The organism is Cobetia sp. 29-18-1 (genome assembly GCF_029846405.1).
GTDB classification, from domain to species: domain Bacteria; phylum Pseudomonadota; class Gammaproteobacteria; order Pseudomonadales; family Halomonadaceae; genus Cobetia; species Cobetia amphilecti.
Map to the genome: position 1 here is coordinate 12,994 of NZ_JARWKS010000006.1, position 15,486 is coordinate 28,479.

The 15,486-nt window shown below is 61.2% G+C and carries 15 protein-coding genes; 8 read left to right on the forward strand and 7 right to left on the reverse strand.

Annotated features, from left to right (window positions below; all coding sequences use genetic code 11):
• Window positions 1–10: 10 nt before the first annotated feature.
• The 4 genes from QD208_RS06175 (at window position 11) to arfA (ending at window position 2,264) form a co-directional block, all read left to right on the forward strand.
• Window positions 11–178: a hypothetical protein gene (locus QD208_RS06175; RefSeq protein WP_153635554.1), complete on the forward strand. Its 168-nt coding sequence runs from the start codon at window positions 11–13 to the stop codon at window positions 176–178.
• Window positions 179–361: 183 nt separating this feature from the next.
• Window positions 362–1,294: a phosphodiesterase gene (locus tag QD208_RS06180; protein ID WP_215824295.1), complete on the forward strand. Its 933-nt coding sequence runs from the start codon at window positions 362–364 to the stop codon at window positions 1,292–1,294.
• Window positions 1,291–1,947: an HAD family hydrolase gene (locus QD208_RS06185; RefSeq protein WP_215824296.1), complete on the forward strand. Its 657-nt coding sequence runs from the start codon at window positions 1,291–1,293 to the stop codon at window positions 1,945–1,947. The genes QD208_RS06180 and QD208_RS06185 overlap by 4 nt, the downstream gene beginning before the upstream one ends.
• A gap of 137 nt (window positions 1,948–2,084) precedes the next feature.
• Entirely contained in the window at window positions 2,085–2,264 is a 180-nt protein-coding gene (gene arfA, locus QD208_RS06190) for an alternative ribosome rescue factor ArfA (RefSeq protein WP_215824297.1), read from the forward strand.
• 133 nt (window positions 2,265–2,397) lie between these two features.
• On the opposite strand, the gene QD208_RS06195 is transcribed toward arfA, so the two are convergent.
• Window positions 2,398–3,792 carry an oxidoreductase gene (locus QD208_RS06195; protein WP_346428202.1) on the reverse strand — a complete coding sequence of 465 codons (1,395 nt, stop codon included), beginning with the start codon at window positions 3,790–3,792 and terminating at the stop codon, window positions 2,398–2,400.
• Here QD208_RS06195 and QD208_RS06200 point away from each other — a divergent pair.
• Window positions 3,767–4,645 (forward strand): LysR family transcriptional regulator, encoded by an 879-nt coding sequence (locus QD208_RS06200; protein ID WP_215824299.1) that lies wholly within the window; start codon window positions 3,767–3,769, stop codon window positions 4,643–4,645. The genes QD208_RS06195 and QD208_RS06200 overlap by 26 nt on opposite strands.
• A 110-nt stretch (window positions 4,646–4,755) precedes the next feature.
• Window positions 4,756–5,535: an NYN domain-containing protein gene (locus QD208_RS06205; RefSeq protein WP_043332362.1), complete on the forward strand. Its 780-nt coding sequence runs from the start codon at window positions 4,756–4,758 to the stop codon at window positions 5,533–5,535.
• Window positions 5,536–5,623: 88 nt separating this feature from the next.
• On the opposite strand, the gene QD208_RS06210 is transcribed toward QD208_RS06205, so the two are convergent.
• From QD208_RS06210 to QD208_RS06220, 3 genes are all read right to left on the reverse strand, one after another.
• Window positions 5,624–5,866 (reverse strand): YdcH family protein, encoded by a 243-nt coding sequence (locus tag QD208_RS06210; protein ID WP_043332194.1) that lies wholly within the window; start codon window positions 5,864–5,866, stop codon window positions 5,624–5,626.
• A gap of 120 nt (window positions 5,867–5,986) precedes the next feature.
• Window positions 5,987–6,832: an enoyl-CoA hydratase/isomerase family protein gene (locus tag QD208_RS06215; protein ID WP_043332193.1), complete on the reverse strand. Its 846-nt coding sequence runs from the start codon at window positions 6,830–6,832 to the stop codon at window positions 5,987–5,989.
• 252 nt (window positions 6,833–7,084) lie between these two features.
• Window positions 7,085–8,272, reverse strand: a complete 1,188-nt coding sequence (locus QD208_RS06220) for a CNNM domain-containing protein (protein WP_064503239.1) — start codon at window positions 8,270–8,272, stop codon at window positions 7,085–7,087.
• Between the two features lie 520 nt (window positions 8,273–8,792).
• Here QD208_RS06220 and QD208_RS06225 point away from each other — a divergent pair.
• A complete protein-coding gene (locus QD208_RS06225) occupies window positions 8,793–9,740 on the forward strand; it encodes a helix-turn-helix transcriptional regulator (RefSeq protein ID WP_279836236.1) in 948 nt (315 codons plus the stop codon).
• 125 nt (window positions 9,741–9,865) lie between these two features.
• Here QD208_RS06225 and QD208_RS06230 read toward each other — a convergent pair whose 3' ends face one another.
• From QD208_RS06230 to QD208_RS06240, 3 genes are all read right to left on the reverse strand, one after another.
• Entirely contained in the window at window positions 9,866–11,845 is a 1,980-nt protein-coding gene (locus tag QD208_RS06230; protein ID WP_043332191.1) for a tripartite tricarboxylate transporter permease, read from the reverse strand.
• A 175-nt stretch (window positions 11,846–12,020) separates the two neighbouring features.
• On the reverse strand, window positions 12,021–13,154 hold the full coding sequence (locus QD208_RS06235) for a tricarboxylate transporter (protein WP_240548745.1): 1,134 nt from the start codon (window positions 13,152–13,154) through the stop codon (window positions 12,021–12,023).
• 183 nt (window positions 13,155–13,337) lie between these two features.
• The gene (locus tag QD208_RS06240) at window positions 13,338–14,453 is read right to left on the reverse strand and encodes a 4-oxalomesaconate tautomerase (RefSeq protein ID WP_043332189.1); all 1,116 of its coding nucleotides are present in this window, start codon (window positions 14,451–14,453) and stop codon (window positions 13,338–13,340) included.
• Window positions 14,454–14,587: 134 nt separating this feature from the next.
• On the opposite strand from QD208_RS06240, the gene QD208_RS06245 reads away from it, so the two are divergent.
• Window positions 14,588–15,478: a LysR family transcriptional regulator gene (locus tag QD208_RS06245; RefSeq protein WP_043332186.1), complete on the forward strand. Its 891-nt coding sequence runs from the start codon at window positions 14,588–14,590 to the stop codon at window positions 15,476–15,478.
• Window positions 15,479–15,486: the final 8 nt, after the last annotated feature.

The following is a 15,486-nucleotide window of genomic DNA, read 5'->3' on the forward strand; positions in this document are numbered from 1 at the left end:
GAGTCTTGCAATGGAAACTGTCGATACTGTGGTACACGCTGGCAACTACGCCTTCTTCTTCAGCAACTCTGGCGCCGTGGCAGTGTGCCTGCTGGTCGCCGCTGGCGTCTGCATTGCGCTGAGCGCCAACATCCTGCGCCACGAGAAAGCGTCCTTCGAGAGCAAGAAGACGCCGTGACCCTCCGGGCATCATGACCGGCACATCAAACGCCGCAGCGCTCAGCGCTGCGGCGTTTTTGATAGGTGCCATTGCACCCGATTGGCTTTGCGCGAAGAGAGTGTGGCGTGCGTCACGCAGTCGTCACCTGAGAGCTTGATAATGGCGGCCCCTCAAGGTGGCACTCATGGAACGCGCGATAGCATGAAACTGATTCATCTGACCGATACCCATCTGGTCGCCCCTGACAAGCGACTTTACGGGCTGGACCCACGTGCACGGCTGGCGGCTGCCGTCGCCGATATCAATCTGCACTACGGCGATGCTCAGGGCGTGATCATCAGTGGTGACCTGACCGATCGCGGTGAGCCGGCCGCCTTCCAGGCACTGCGTGAGGTACTGGAAGAACTGTCGATGCCGTATTTCCTCGGCATGGGCAATCACGATGCGCGTGAGGCTCTGCAGGCCGCCTTCCCGGAGCTGCCCTGTGATGACGGAGGCTTCGTGCAGTATGCGCATGCCTTCGGCCCCGACGCCGATGATTGCGTGCTGGTGATGCTTGATTCGGCCGTCGCGGGGGAGCATGGCGGTCTGCTGTGTGAGTCTCGCCTGGCGTGGCTGGATGCCTGTCTGGCTGCGCATCACGATCGCCGTATTCTGCTGGCGCTGCATCATCCGCCCATGGCCCTCGGCATCCGCTACATGGACGACATCCGCTTGCAGAATTCACAGGCGCTGCATGACGTGATCCAGCGGCATGGCAACGTCGAGCACTTGCTGTTCGGGCATGTGCATCGTCCGGCCAGCGGTGTCTGGCGAGGGCTCTCGTTCTCGACCCTGCCGGGCGTCAATCACCAGGTCGGGCTGGATCTGGTCTCCGCGGCGGATTGTCTCGCCGGCAGTCATGAGCCGCCGGCCTATGGCGTGCTGATGATAGGCGAGGAGCAGATCGTCAATCACCTGCACCTCTACATGGATGACAGTCGCCGCTATTTCTTCCACGACACGCTCGAGGCCGCCCAGTCGCTGGAGGCGCTCGATGAATTGATCGCTCTGCAGCGCGATGAGCGGATTCCGACTCGCGAGCGCGAGCCGTTGAGCAATACCTTGCAGGCAGCTGAGGCAGCAAAAGAATGAACAAAGCGTTATATGTCTTTGATTTTGATGGTGTGATTGCCGACAGCCTGACACTGTGCCTCAAGGCCTGTGCACATGCGGCGTACCTGGAAGGGCGGACGATCGTGCTGGAACGCGATAGCTGGGAGTCGCTGGACAACGTGACCTTCGAGGAGATGGCGCGTGTGCAGGGCTTCACGGGCGAGGCCGTCGCGCGCTTTGCCGCACATGTCTTTTCCTATACCCGCCAGGCGACGCCGCCGGCGGTCTTCACCGGCATGCGCGAGGCCTTGTCGGCACTCGCCGAACAGGGCGACGTCATGGTGCTGTCGGCCAATCACAGCGAGATGATTCGTGCCACGCTGGCCGCCGCCGGCCTGGCGGATTGCGTGTCACAGGTGCTGGGCGGTGAGATCGCGGGTAGCAAGGGGGCCAAGCTGGCGGGTCTGTTGGCAGCGCCGCAAGTGGCGGTGGAGCGCAGCTGGATGGTGGGCGACGCCGTCAGCGACATTCGCGCCGCGCACGAGGCTGGGTGTCGTGCCGCTGCGGTCAGCTGGGGATGGCAGAGCCCCGAGCGGCTGGCCAGCATGGCACCGGAGCGGGTCATCGCGCAGCCTCAGGCGCTGATGATGCTGAGTGACCCGAGCATGACCCCGTCATTGACTCACGTTTGAGTCGCTGGAAACACGACCCATGGCGTTGAGTCGGCGACGCTGTATTTTCAGTGCTCAGCCCCTCGCCAAGGATTGATTTGTGCTTGGCGAGGTCTATAGTCGCGATGTTGATTCATCGACGACAGGAGATCATCACGATGACCCACAAGCGAAAGGTGCAGGACAACGCGCTCAAGGCGGTGCTGCGTACCCCGATGTTCAAGCAACGCGTGGTAAAGGCGCGCAAGGGCAAGGGCAGCTATCAGCGCCAGGGCAAGTCGCAGGGAAACAAGGGCGGCAGTGAAGCGCCTTCAGTCATTGTGCACAACGCTGCCTGAAGACGCTTCATTGGTGCGGTTTCCCACGACCTGACATGCATCACTGCAAGGGACTGAAACATGAACGCCGCAGCGTCAGCGCTGCGGCGTTTTGCGTCTTTTCTATTTTTTCGTCTGACCTACTGAGAGCGACTCAGCTCGAGAAGTGCGCATTCCAGGTCTCGGCGCGTGCGGCGTCGCGGGCCTCATAGTCGGCCAGCACCGTCTCCAGTTCGCCCAGTGATTCATGCTCACGATCCTCGCCCAGCTGGGTCAGACGCAGGGTATACCAGGCTGTCACCCCGCCTTCAGGCGGCGCGCTGAAGCGCGGGAATTCTGGCGTGGGGCATTCTCCGGCCTGCCAGAGTGTGGGCAGCGATGGGTGCAGCGCCAGTGGGCGGGCCAGGCCGACGAGGTCGACGGCGCCCTGTGCCACGGCGTCTTCGGCCTGGGCGAGTGTCTTGAAGCCGCCGGTTGCCATCAGGGGCAGGGTCGTTACCTCGCGTGCACGCTTGGCGAATTCGACGAAGTAGGGGCCGCTGGCGCTGGCATCCGACGCCGAGCTCGCGCCGGGGAAGTAGGTGCCGCCACTGATATCGATCAGGTCGATGGGCAGCTCATCGAGCGCTGCTATTACCTGCAGCGCTTCGGCTTCCTCGAAACCGCCTTGCAGTTGGTCGCTGGAGTTGAGCTTCACCAGTACCGGGTAGTCGTGGCCAACGGCCTCACGCACGGCAATGATCACCTCACGCATCAGGCGCATGCGGTTTTCGAGGCTGCCGCCGTAGTCATCCGTGCGCTGGTTGAAGAGGGGAGACAGAAACTGGCTGAGCAGGAAGCCGTGTGCCGCATGCACCTGTACCCCGCCAAACCCGGCTTCACGCGCCAGGCGAGCCGTCATTGCCATGGCGCCAGGCAGTGCCTTGATGGCCGCCAGACTCATGGCCTCGCAACGTAGCCCGGGAATATCCAGTGCACTGGGGCCGTGCGCCGTGCTGGTCGGTGGGTAGGCCATCGCACCGGCGTGGCCGAGCTGCAGCCAGAGGTCTGCACCGTGCTGTTGACCGCGCTGGGCCAGTTGCGTGAAGGCCGCGAGATCGGATTGCGCGTTGAGCACCAGATTGCCCGGTTTCTCGGCATGGTGGTGGTCAGGCTGTACCTCACCGACCAGCGACGCCGCCACGCCACCCTCTGCCCAGCGCTCGTAAAGGCGCAGCTGTGCCTCACTGGGATGCCCCGTGCCATCGCCGAGAGAATCCGACATCGCAGCCTTGACGATTCGGTTGGCGAGCACCCGGCCGCTTGGCAACGTGAGAGGGGTAAACAGGGCGGAGGCTGTCGGCTGGTCTGTCATGGCGGCGATGTCTCTCTTGGTGCGGGTTGAGTAAAAAAGATGTGGCAAGGAATATGCTGAGCAATGTGGCACTGAATCTGTCATTTCAGGAACTGATGACAGGGTGACATGCCTTGCGGACGGAGATAATCCGTTGTGCGCGCACAGTATCCGTGAGCAAATGGAACATATGAAAACGCATACGGACCTCGACATCTTTCACGCCGTCGTCGACGCCGGCACCTTCACCGGGGCGGCGCGCCAGCTTGGCATTACCCACTCCGCGATCAGCAAGCGCATCGCGCAGCTGGAACAGCGCCTTGGTGCCCAGCTGTTGATTCGCTCCACTCGGCAGATGCGCTTGAGTGAAGCGGGGCAGCTCTATGCCCTGGAGACGCGCGAGTTGCAGGAGCGCCTGCGCAATGTGGAGCAGGAGATCGCCGAAGGCAGCGGCGCGCTCAGGGGCCGCATTCGCCTCTCGTGTTCCAATGCCTTGGGCAAGCTGCAGGTGATGCCCCTGCTGTTGCGCTTCATGGAGCGCTATCCCGAGGTGATCGTGGACCTGACGCTGTCGGACGCGGTGGTCGACCTGGTCCATGAAGGGATGGATCTGGCGATACGCAGCACCGCACAGCCCGAGCTCGGCCTGATCGCCAGACGGTTGGCCACCAACCATCGCGTCATCTGTGCATCACCGGACTATCTGGCAAGCCACGGCACGCCGCGCTCAGTGCCGGAGCTGGCGGAGCATGTCAGCCTGATCCTGAATCTCCCCGGCGGCTTCAATGCCTGGGGGCTCAAGTCACTGCCCGACATGCGTTGCGGCTTCCTCTCCAATTCCCTGGAAACCCTGCACGCCGCCTGCCTGGGCAGCCGCGGCATTGCCTGTCTGCCGCACTACCTGATCGCCGATGACCTGACTTCTGGACGCTTGATCCCGCTGCTGGAAGACATACGTGGGGACGGCGCAGATACCAGCATCTACATCGTCCGCCCGGAGACGCAGATTCTTCCTCGGCGAGTGAGGGTGCTGATGGATGCCTTGATAGAGGGATTTGAAACCGGCTAGGGGCGTTTGCCAAGGGCATGACTTATCTGGTGATCATCATGGTCATTACATGACATATTATCTCCAGGAGAGATAACAGGATTTCAGTGACGTACATCATGGAGCGATACATGTCACAGATAGGACGCAATAGATTGGCGGTACTTATTGATGCTGACAATGCGCAGGCTGCTATCTGCGAAGCGCTGCTGGCAGAGATTTCAAAGCTGGGGGTCAGCACCATCAAGCGGGCTTACGGAGACTGGACGACGCCGAACCTTGCGCCATGGAAAGAGCATCTTCTGCGTCATGCCATTCATCCGGTTCAGCAGTTCAGCTATACCCAGGGCAAGAATGCAACTGACTCTGCGTTGATCATCGATGCCATGGACTTGCTGTACTCGGGGAACGTGGAGGGGTTCTGCCTCATCTCTTCGGACAGCGACTTTACACGGCTGGCGGCTCGTTTGAGAGAGAGCGGCATGCTGGTATATGGCTTCGGTGAAGACAAGACACCGCAGCCATTCGTGTCTGCCTGCGACAAGTTCATCTACAGCGAAGGACTGCGCAAGGTGGCTGAGAAGCCTGTCCCGGCCATGTCAGTCAGCAAGCCGGCTGCTGAGCCGGTAACCCTCGTCAAGCCGACCAAGGCACAGAGGCAGTTGAGGTCGCATATCTTGAATGCGGTGAATGAACTGCAACAAGTTGATGGTTGGGCTCCTTTGTCAGCAGTTGGTGGATATCTAAAGAAGAAGATGCCCGACTTGAAACCGTCTGATCATGGCGCCAGCAAGCTTGGAGCGATGATTCAGAAACTGGATTATCTGGATGTATGCCGTAGGCCTGTTAAAGGGGGAAGTATGCATTTCTATATCCGAAAAAAGAGTAGCCAGCCTGCAAAGGCCAGCTGATCAGGCAATCTAATGATAGAGGTAGTCAGTCACACAAGCCGATGGATAATAATCGGCCGCTATTTCCAGGTAATGCGCAGTCGTCGCTTTACTTAGCCGCCATCATTCGCTCGTACAGACCATCCTTGAGCAGGCTGCGCTGGTGCTTGAGCTGGTGCATGGAGTCATCGCCGATCGGCGATTCATCGACTTCCAGGGCGTGAATCTCGATATCGATACGGGTATAGGCTTCCGCGATGCGGGCAAACTCTTCATTGCCATTGATCAGGCGCAGAATGAGTTCACGTTGCTGAGGGAAGTCGTTGCACAGGGAGTGGTCATCGATATGCATGGTGTGGCTCCGAAATAGGGTGGGAGAATCCAAAAAGAGAAAGGGGGTGGGAGAATTCAAAAAGAGGGAGTGTCGCCACTCCCTTAAAGGGCATCCTTGCTTACGTTGCAGGACGTATTCTCAAACGATGGACTGGACGTCGATCACGATCTGGTCCCAGTTGCGCTGGGCGGTCATGTCGTTTTCGACATCGCTGTCATAGGCATTCTGGAAGCGCTTGATGGCGGCGGTCTGGCTGGTGGCCTGATAGAGCCAATAGGCCTCTTCCTTCAAGGCGTCTTCGATGGGCTTGTCGATGGAGGCGTAGACGGCCTGTTTGCAGGCGTTGATGGCGGCTGATGGCCACAAGGAGATTCGCTCGGCCAGCGAGTCGACGAAGGGGCCGATCTCCTGCGGGTCCAGCGCACGATTGATGGTGCCGTATTCGGCGGCCTGATCGGCATCGAAGTCCTTGGCGCTGAGGATGATTTCCAGCGCTCGGCCAAGGCCTGCCTGACGTGCCATGCGTGAGGCACCACCCCCGCAGGGCAGAATGCCCATCGCGACTTCCATCTGCATGAAACGGGCCTTGCCACGTGCGGCGAAGCGCATGTCACAGGCCAGGGCAAATTCGTGACCACCGCCGCGGGCAAAACCCTCAATCTTGGCGATGGTCGCCTGGGGCAGGCGGCTTACGCGCTCGAGGACCACCTGCAGGTCCAGCAGCTTGACCTCACACTGGTGGACCGCATGAGTCGACATGTCCTTGAGGAAGTCCACGTCTGCATGGGCGACAAAGATTTCCGGATGGGCTGACTGGAAGACCACCACCTTGGTGTCGCTGTCACGCTCGAGCTTCTGCGACAGCATGGTCAGGTCGGCCAGCATGGGAATGTCCTGAATATTGACCGGCGGATAATCGAAGGTCACATACAGAATGGCGCCTTTCTGTTCAGTGCGGAACGTCGTAAATTTCTTGTATATCATTATGTTATCTCGGTTCGTTCGCTGCCCGTCGTGTGTGATTAACGTTAGCACCGAGTCCGGGGATTGATTACCGAGAGATTGGAAGAAAGAAATTATTCGATTGATTGAGAGTCGGGGTTCGCAAGAGGAATCAATGGGTTATCAGGCGGTATCAACAGCCGCCAATAAAAAAAGTCCCGCGATAGTCGTATCTGGCAACGACTTTCACGGGACTTTTGCCTGCGAGCGGGTCACAAGCGTGGAGGGACGAGCCTAGCCCTTGCTGTCATCGGCGCTCTTGGCAGGCCCTTTGGCAGAGTTATTGGCTGAGCCCGCCTCTTGCTCGGTTTGCTCGTAGACGGGTAAAGCACCTTCACCAGAGCCAGCTTCATCGCCCGAGACAGCACCTTCACCAGCCGCCGTTTCAGCGGAAGGCTGGGTGCTTGAGGTGTTGGCACCGATACGCTTGGTCCAGCGCTGGCGGGCAAAGCGGCGCAGATTGGCCACGTTGTCCGTCTCGTCGATGATGTCCTCGCCCAGAATCGTCTCCATCACGTCTTCCAGCGTGATGACACCCAGCCAGTTGCCGAGGTTGTCGTAGACCACGCACAGATGCTGTCGTTCGCGCTGCATGAGCCCAAAGGCATGTTCGACGTTGTCTTCGGCGTGCAGCTCGCTGATCGGGCGCATCAGATCCTTGAGCGGCGTGGTGGGCTCTGCCTGATGGGCATCGGCCCGATGGATCATGCCCAGCGTTCGCTCATCGTCGGTCATCACCGGGTAGCGGCTGAAGGGCCAGATCGTCAGCTGGTCATTGAACTCGGCCACGCTCATCTCGGGACTGACCGTCTGGCAGACAGGGCGCGGCGTCAGAACGTCACGCACCTTCATCTCATGCAGATTGAGGATGTTGGTGATGACGCGCTGTTCATCATTTTCCAGGGCTTTCTTGTCGAGCCCCATCTGGGCCAGTGCCTTGATCTCGCCACGCACATCGATGTCATGGGCATCCTTGCCGATGCGCGAGGTGATCAACTCCGACAGCCAGATCAGTGGCTTGAGCGCGATGACCATGGCATTGAGCACGCCGGGCAGCATCGGCGACAGCTGACGCCAGTAGGTGGCACCGATGGTCTTGGGGATGATTTCCGAGGCCACCAGGATCAGCAGCGTCATCACCGCCGAGGCTACGCCGACCCAGGCTTCCCCGAAGACGACCGATACCTGCGCGCCCACCCCCGTGGCACCGACGGTATGCGCGATGGTGTTGAGCGTCAGGATGGCGGCCAGCGGCTTGTCGATATTGTCCTTGAGCTTGGCCAGAGCGGCGTGGCGCTTGGGGTGCTGGTCTCTCAGGCTTGCCACATAGCTGGGAGAGAGCGACAGCAGCGCCGCCTCGAGCACGGAGCAGATGAATGAGATGCCAATCGCGATGGCAGCGAACAGGATCAACAGAAACATGAGGCGTGCTCCTTGGGGGAAAGGCATCCATTAGTGACATAAGGCGCAGCACTGTCAAACCCGTGAATTCTCGCAGAGTTTTCAGCCTGCTGGCCAAGCTTGCCAGCCTGTGTCGCAAAGTGCCGTTGACTCGAGGGATGCAAGAGGGCTGTGAGAGGACTGGGAGAGAGAACAGGGCTTTACATGAGACAAGATGCAATACTTATATGATAATGAGATTGTTTTGCTTTCGGTAATCATTGTATTTTGTGGTCGCCAGCCGTATTCGCAAGCCGCGGCCTGGCGTGGCCGCTGAGTAGCATCGTGCGACCCTTCAGCCGTCAGTGCGACCCGCAGCAGGCGATAGGCCTTCACCAGGATTCACCTTGCAGGGATTTGCAGCGTCATGTCACAGCCGCTTGGAGACATAGCCGACAGTCGGGCCACTCGCCGCGTCATGGCCCCACCTCAACAGCGCCCTTCATCGCTCAGCGAGCGGCGAGGCTGGCGAGCAGCGAAATATCCGCATTGCGAGGGGCAGATGCATGACCTGCATCCCTGGCGGGATGCGCATCTGACGCTGTGTGATCTAGAGGTGTCACGCGCCTATCATGGCCAGCATCAGTTTCATGAGGGCCTCTATCTCTGCCTGGTGCTGGAAGGGCGATTGACGCTATCAGGCGTGGACGGCGCGGGGATCGACTTGTCCGCGGGGCAAGGAGGGATATTTCGCCCGGCGAGAACGCAGTCTGCGCCGCCGACGCTGAAGAGCTATCACCCTCAAGGCCGCCTGCGCTGTATCAGCTTGCATCTGGAGGGCGAGTCCAGCCAGAGCCTGCAGGTACGGTGGGGGCTGGCGAACTGGGATGCATTACCGTGCGCGCGTCATTCCAGCCCGCTGGGCTGGACGCCGGGGCGCTGGCTTCATCAGCAACTGGATGAGCGTGTCAGGGTCCCTGATGGTGAGGGCGTACGAGGAGAGTGCGAGACGCCAGCGACCCCCGCCTGCGAGGGTGATATGCTGGAGTGGCAGGGGATCGCGCTGCAGTTGTTGGGGGCGGCACTCAAGCGCCGCGCTGGTGAGGCGCAGGAGGTGCCGGCGTTCTCCGCAGCTCCTGCACCCCCTGCATCGCCATTAGCGTCCCCATCGGGACCCCACGGTGCCTGTCGACATCTGGAGGCGGTGCGCCAGTGTCTTGCCGCCGTGCCGCATGGCACACACTCGCTGGAGGAACTGGCGCGGCTGGCCTGCATGAGCCCCTCCGGTTTGCGCCACAAGTTTCGCCAGGCCTTCGGGCAGTCACTGGGCAGTTATCAGCGTGAATGTCGCATGCGGTGTGCCGAGCAGGCTCTGCGGCGCGGGGTGAGCATTCAGCAGGTGGCGCATCAGGTGGGGTATGCCCATGCCTGCAACTTCGCCACGGCCTACCGGCGTCATTTCGGGGTGTCGCCACAGGTGGCACGAGCCAGGTTTCATCGCGTTGAGTGAGCCGTGATGGCGGCGAGCACCTGACAATGGGCTTGGGGTTGTCACAATACGCAAGCGGGCACCCAATGGGTGCCCGCTTGCGTATGTCGTACTCGAGAGTTGAGTGCTGGTGATGCCCGCTGGCCTTACAGGAAGGGAATCATCGGCAGCACCACGTCATCCAGCAGACCCGTCGGGTAGTGCAGGTTCATCGCCGCCTGCATGCCGAGCAGGAAGACTGCCACGCCCAGCGCGAAGAGCCCTGCGAACAGAGGCGACTTGCGCGCGATGGTGAGCTGGAAGCCCAGGCAGAACAGCACGGCGGTAGAGACGAAGCCCAGCAGCGCACTGACGCCTATCAGCACGAAGAAGCCAAGAACCACACCCACTGCCTTGAAGGCCGGTTGCTTGACGCGAATCATGCCGCGACGCCAGCCGTTGAAGACCACGGCGATCACCGAGAGCAGCGTGATGAAGGCGGCCAGCGTCGGGAAGGCCTTGCCCAGCGGCATCAGGTCCCTGACGTCGTAGAGCGCCCACAGGGCGGCTGCGCCCATCATCAACAGCAGCAGGAAGTCGACGCCACCGAAGCCACGCGATTCCAGCACATCCTCTTCCGGCGACGGCGCAGTCTCGACCACTTCATGGGTCTGGCGACGACGCATGATCGCCTTGCGGATCACCGGCAGGAAGAAGGCCAGCAGGATCAGGCCGAGGATGATCAGTACGCCCGGACGCAGGAAGGCTTCGGCGCCGTGGAACTGCATGCTCTGGTAGAAGTAGTTCTCGGCACCCGGTGCCAGCACGAAGCCGATCAGGAAGGCCGGACGCGACCAGCCAGCACTCTTGAACAGCACACCGATCATGCCGATCATGCCCAGCGCGGCCCAGTCACCCAGCGAGCGGCTGGCCTGATAGGCAGCGAACAGGATCAGCACGGTGATGGCAGGGGCCAGAATGGCGAAGGGCACACGCGTCAGCTGCGCGACCGGACGCGCCAGCATCAGACACAGGCCCGCGCCCAGGATATTGGCCAGCGCCAGTGACCAGATGATGGTGTAGGTCATGTCCAGATTGGTGGTGATCATCGACACACCGGGTTCCAGACCCAGCAGCAACAGCCCACCCAGGAAGACCGCCGCCGTGCCGGAACCTGGCACCCCGAACAGCAGTGTCGGCACCATGGCACCGCAGGCGCAGGCATTGTTGGCGGATTCCGGCGCGATGACGCCGCGGATGTCACCCTTGCCGAACTGGCTCGGGTCCTTGGCGGTCTTGACCGCGAAGCCGTAGGTGATCCAGTCGACCACGGAACCCGCCAGACCCGGAATGGTCCCGATCAGGCTGCCGATACCGGCACAGCGCGCGACCAGCCACTTGTTCTTGACCACATCCTTGATGCCGGCAGACCAGCCCTTGCCCAGGTCGGTGTTCCCGTTCTTGGCGATACTGCCACGTCCCAGCAGCAGCTCGACGATTTCCGGCAGGGCGAAGATGCCCAGACCCAGCACAATCAGTGGCACGCCGTCGTACAGATAGTCGATATCCAGGTTCATGCGGTACTCGCCGGTCGCCGGTGCGGCGCCGATGGCACCGACCAGCAGGCCGAGGCCGCAGGCTGCGGTGCCCTTGAACAGGTTCTTGCCGGACAACACCGCCACCATCGTCAGGCCCAGCAAGGTCAACACGAACAATTCGGCTGACGAGAAGGCCAGTACGAGGGGGCGTGCGACGAGGATGAAGCCGGTCAGGATGATGGCGCCGATCACGCCACCACACAGAGAAGACAGGAAGGCACTGGTCAGCGCGCGGGCTGCCTGGCCCTTCTTGGCCAGCGGGAAGCCATCCAGCACCGTGGCTTGCGACGCGCTGGAACCGGGAATGCCCATCAGGACAGAGGCGAAGGTATCGCCGGTAGGAATGACCGCGACCATGCCCATCAGCATGCCCAGGGCGTAGCCCGGGTCCAGTCCATAGAGGAAGGGCAGCAGCAGGGCCATGCCGGCGATGCCGCCCAGGCCGGGAATGATACCGACCAGCAGGCCGACGAAGATGCCGATCATCATGAACAGCAGATGCGTCAGCGTGAAGACGTGTCCAATGCTGGACAGGAGAGTGTCGATCATGGCGTTACTCAACCTCTTGTTCTTCTCTAGATGCTTCTCTAACACTCAGAGGCGGTGCCGGGGAGAGCATGGTGAGGCAGGGAGTGAAAGGCTCACGGGGCTGCTGGTCGGCAGCCCCGTGAGTGGGTCCCCATCACACCCGGGGATCAGGCCGTTACGGGTGTGATTGCGCGCCTCAACGAGATTGCAGGCGGATATTGTGGCGTTCCATCAGCCAGTTCTTGACCCATTCGTGCTCGGCTTCGCTCAGCTGCATGGCTTCCTGAAGCTGGGTCGCGGCGGCCTTGCCGACCATCAGGCCATAGGGCCCGACCTTCTCGGCGGCCTCCTTGAGGAACTCGGGGTCCTTGGCCAGATCACGCGCGGCCTGGCGGTAAAGCTCCAGCAGTTCCGGGTCCACGTCCTTCGGCACCAGCAGCATTTTCTGCATGGCGTAACCGGAGGCGAAGAACTTGTGGAAGATCTGGTAGGCCTCGTCGTCACGTGAATGGCCTTTCTGGGCCAGATACAGCTCGGAGAAGGTCGGCAGGTCCGGGAAGGACGGATCGCGCTCGATATGGCCTTCGTCATCCATCACGCCAAGGCTGAACAGCGGTACGGCCTGGCCGGCGTCGACCAGCGGCGTGACGTTGCTCTTGTAGGCGGAGGTGGTCTGGAAGTCGAGGGCGACTTCGCCACGCTCGAAGGCCAGACGGCCTTCACCACGGCTCTTCATGCCGAAGACCGGGTCGACCTGGAAATCGAGCAGATCGAAGGCCATCAGCACCGGCATCTCGAGCCCGGTCGGGTTCTGACCGGCGAACTTCACTTCTTGGGAGGCGAGGGCCTCGAGCGCACTGGCGCTGTCCTTGCCCAGCGAGCTTGAGGCGTAGACGATACCCCCTGTCGGTGCGGCGAAGATCGGCTCCCAGTCGGCATAGTCATAGCGCACGCGACGGTCGCGCAGCATGGCCGGATACTGGGTAGAGGCCGAGGTGACGACCATCTCGTCGCCGTCATCGCCTGCACGCTTGCTGAACAGGTTGACGCCGGTGATGGAACCACCGCCCGGGACGTTGTCGATGACGACAGCCGGGTTGCCCGGCAGGTCCTTGGTCACCCAGTTGGACATGAAGCGTGCCCAGACGTCCGTGCCGCCCCCGACACCGAACGGGACGGTCCAGGTCAGGGTGTCGGGGACTTCCGCCGCGGCGTGAACGGCTGAGGACAGTGGCATCAGGCCCATGACGGGCAGCATGAAGGCCAATGCGGTGGTACGGGCATGACGCTTGAGGGTCTGGCGCTTGGGGGTAGACACGATGATGGACATGGTCTGACTCCTGATTATTGTTGGAATGCGTTGTCGATCAGTGATGCGCTATCTGCATGGCGGCGCAGTAAGGCTATTTCGTTTAGCGAAAATTCATTGTAAATCAATATACTGCAGTACCAGCTCGTTGCCTGTCGACGAACTCTTCGCCTCTGGCGCTTGCCAGCGCGGTCGTCTGGCGTGTCATGCACGCCCAGGCATCTCCACCGAGTCGGGGAGGTTCAAGAACACCTCGCCACTCATGATCTTGCGTGCCGTGCGCAGCAGAGACACTCGGCTGGGGGTCATCGGGTCGGCATTGGCATGCTCGACCTCGACATCCAGAAATCCGGCGGGATGTTCCAGATGAACGTTTGCCGCCAGGCTATCCGGTGCCAGAGTGCCGGCCGCGAGTGCCACACGATTGGCCAGGGTGCCCGGGATGCTGGTCGCAACGGCCAGCGTGATGGCACCCGTGACGGCCAGGGCGCCATGGCAGCGATGCGGCACGAAGTAGCGGGCGCACAGAGAACCGTCCTGGGTGCGCGGGGCGGAGAGAATCACCGGCTTGGGCAGCACCGAGCCGCTGACGTCGCCCATGCCCATCAATTCCCCCGCCTTGAGGCGAATCTGCTCGAGACGTGCCATCGCCTCGCGGTTGGCATCCATCTCGGCCGGCGCTTCGTTGCCTGCCCAGCCCAGACTTGCCGCTTCGATCAGCACCACCGGCGTGGCGGAGTCGAGACAGGTCACCTCGACGCCATCAATCACGTCGATGACCTGGCCGCTGGGCAGCATCTTGCCGGTCTTGGCGCCCACCGCGCCGAGGAAGCCCAGCTTGATGGCGCTGCCGGCGCCGGGTACACCACTGATGCGCGTGTCACCCTGGTAGGCCACCGCGCCGCCGGGCGTCGGCACCTGGCTATCGATCAGCGTGCGGGTGTTGAGGTTGTGAATCCGCAGACGCGTCAGGTCGCCCTGCGGCGCAATCATGCCGGTCTCGATGGCGTAGGGGCCGACGGCGGCCAGCATGTTGCCGCAGTTGGGCGAGAAGTCGACCTTGTCGCCTTCTACGTCGACCTGAGCGAACAGGTAATCGACATCAGCTTCAGGATGACTGGGCGGCCCGACGAGGGCGACCTTGCTGGTCAACGAATTGCCGCCGCCCAGGCCATCGATCTGCAGTACGTGGCCGGAGCCCATGACCTGACGCAGAACTTCGCGACGGCCTTCGTCATCGGCGGGGAGGTGATCCAGACGCAGGAAGGGACCCCGAGAGGTACCGCCACGTAGGATCATGCAAGGAAGTGAATGCATCATGTTGGAACGCGCTCCTGTCTGTTTGCGCCTTCGTGAAGCATCACAGCCGATGATCTATGCATCAAATGCAAATAAAACCTATACTGTCATCATTGTGCGCATTAATCCGAAAACTGAAACAATAAGGTAGTTGCATGCATAGATTGGAGTTTCTGGATCTGTCGGCGTTCGTCGAGGTCGCCGAGAATCATTCCTTCAATGAGGCGGCAGAACGGCTGCATATTTCGCAGCCGGCGTTGTCGCGCCGCATCCAGAAACTGGAGGAGATTCTGGGCGCCAAGGTGCTCGAGCGCACCACGCGAAGAAGTCGATTGACGCCAGTTGGGCGTGATTTCCTGCCCAAAGCCCGCAAGTTGCTCGAAGATTATGAGTCGTCTCTGGTCGGCGTCCGCGAGCTTGCCACCCACCGCAAGGGGGTGCTGACCATCGCCTGCCTGCCCACGGCAGCCTTCTACTTCCTGCCCAGCGTGGTGCGCGAATTCAATACCGCCTATCCCGGTATCCGGATTCGCATCCTGGATGTCAGTGCCAATGAAGGGGTCGAAAGGGTGGTTTCGGGGGAGGCAGACTTTGGTATCAATATGGTCAGTGCCCACCATCCGGCGGTGGATTTCACCTCCATCTATCGTGATCCCTTCGTGCTGGCCCTGCGGCGTGACCATCCTCTTGCACAGAAACAGCGCGTGGAATGGAGTGACCTGGACGATGTGCGCCTGATCACGGTCTCGCGTGACAGCGGCAATCGCATTCTGCTCGACAACACTCTGCTGTCCGCCGGCCTGCATCTGGATGGCTTCTACGAAGTGCAGCACCTTTCGACGTCATTGGGTCTGGTCGAGAGCGGGCTGGGCGTCGCCATCCTGCCGTCGATGGCCATGCCGGGGCCGGAACACGAGGTGCTGTGTCAGCGTGAACTGCCCGAACCGCGCATCGATCGCACCATTGGCCTGCTGCGGCGGCGCGGTGAATCCCTTTCGCCGATTGCGGAGCTGTTCATCGAGATTCTGCTCAAGCGCTGGAACTGAGTCGCTCG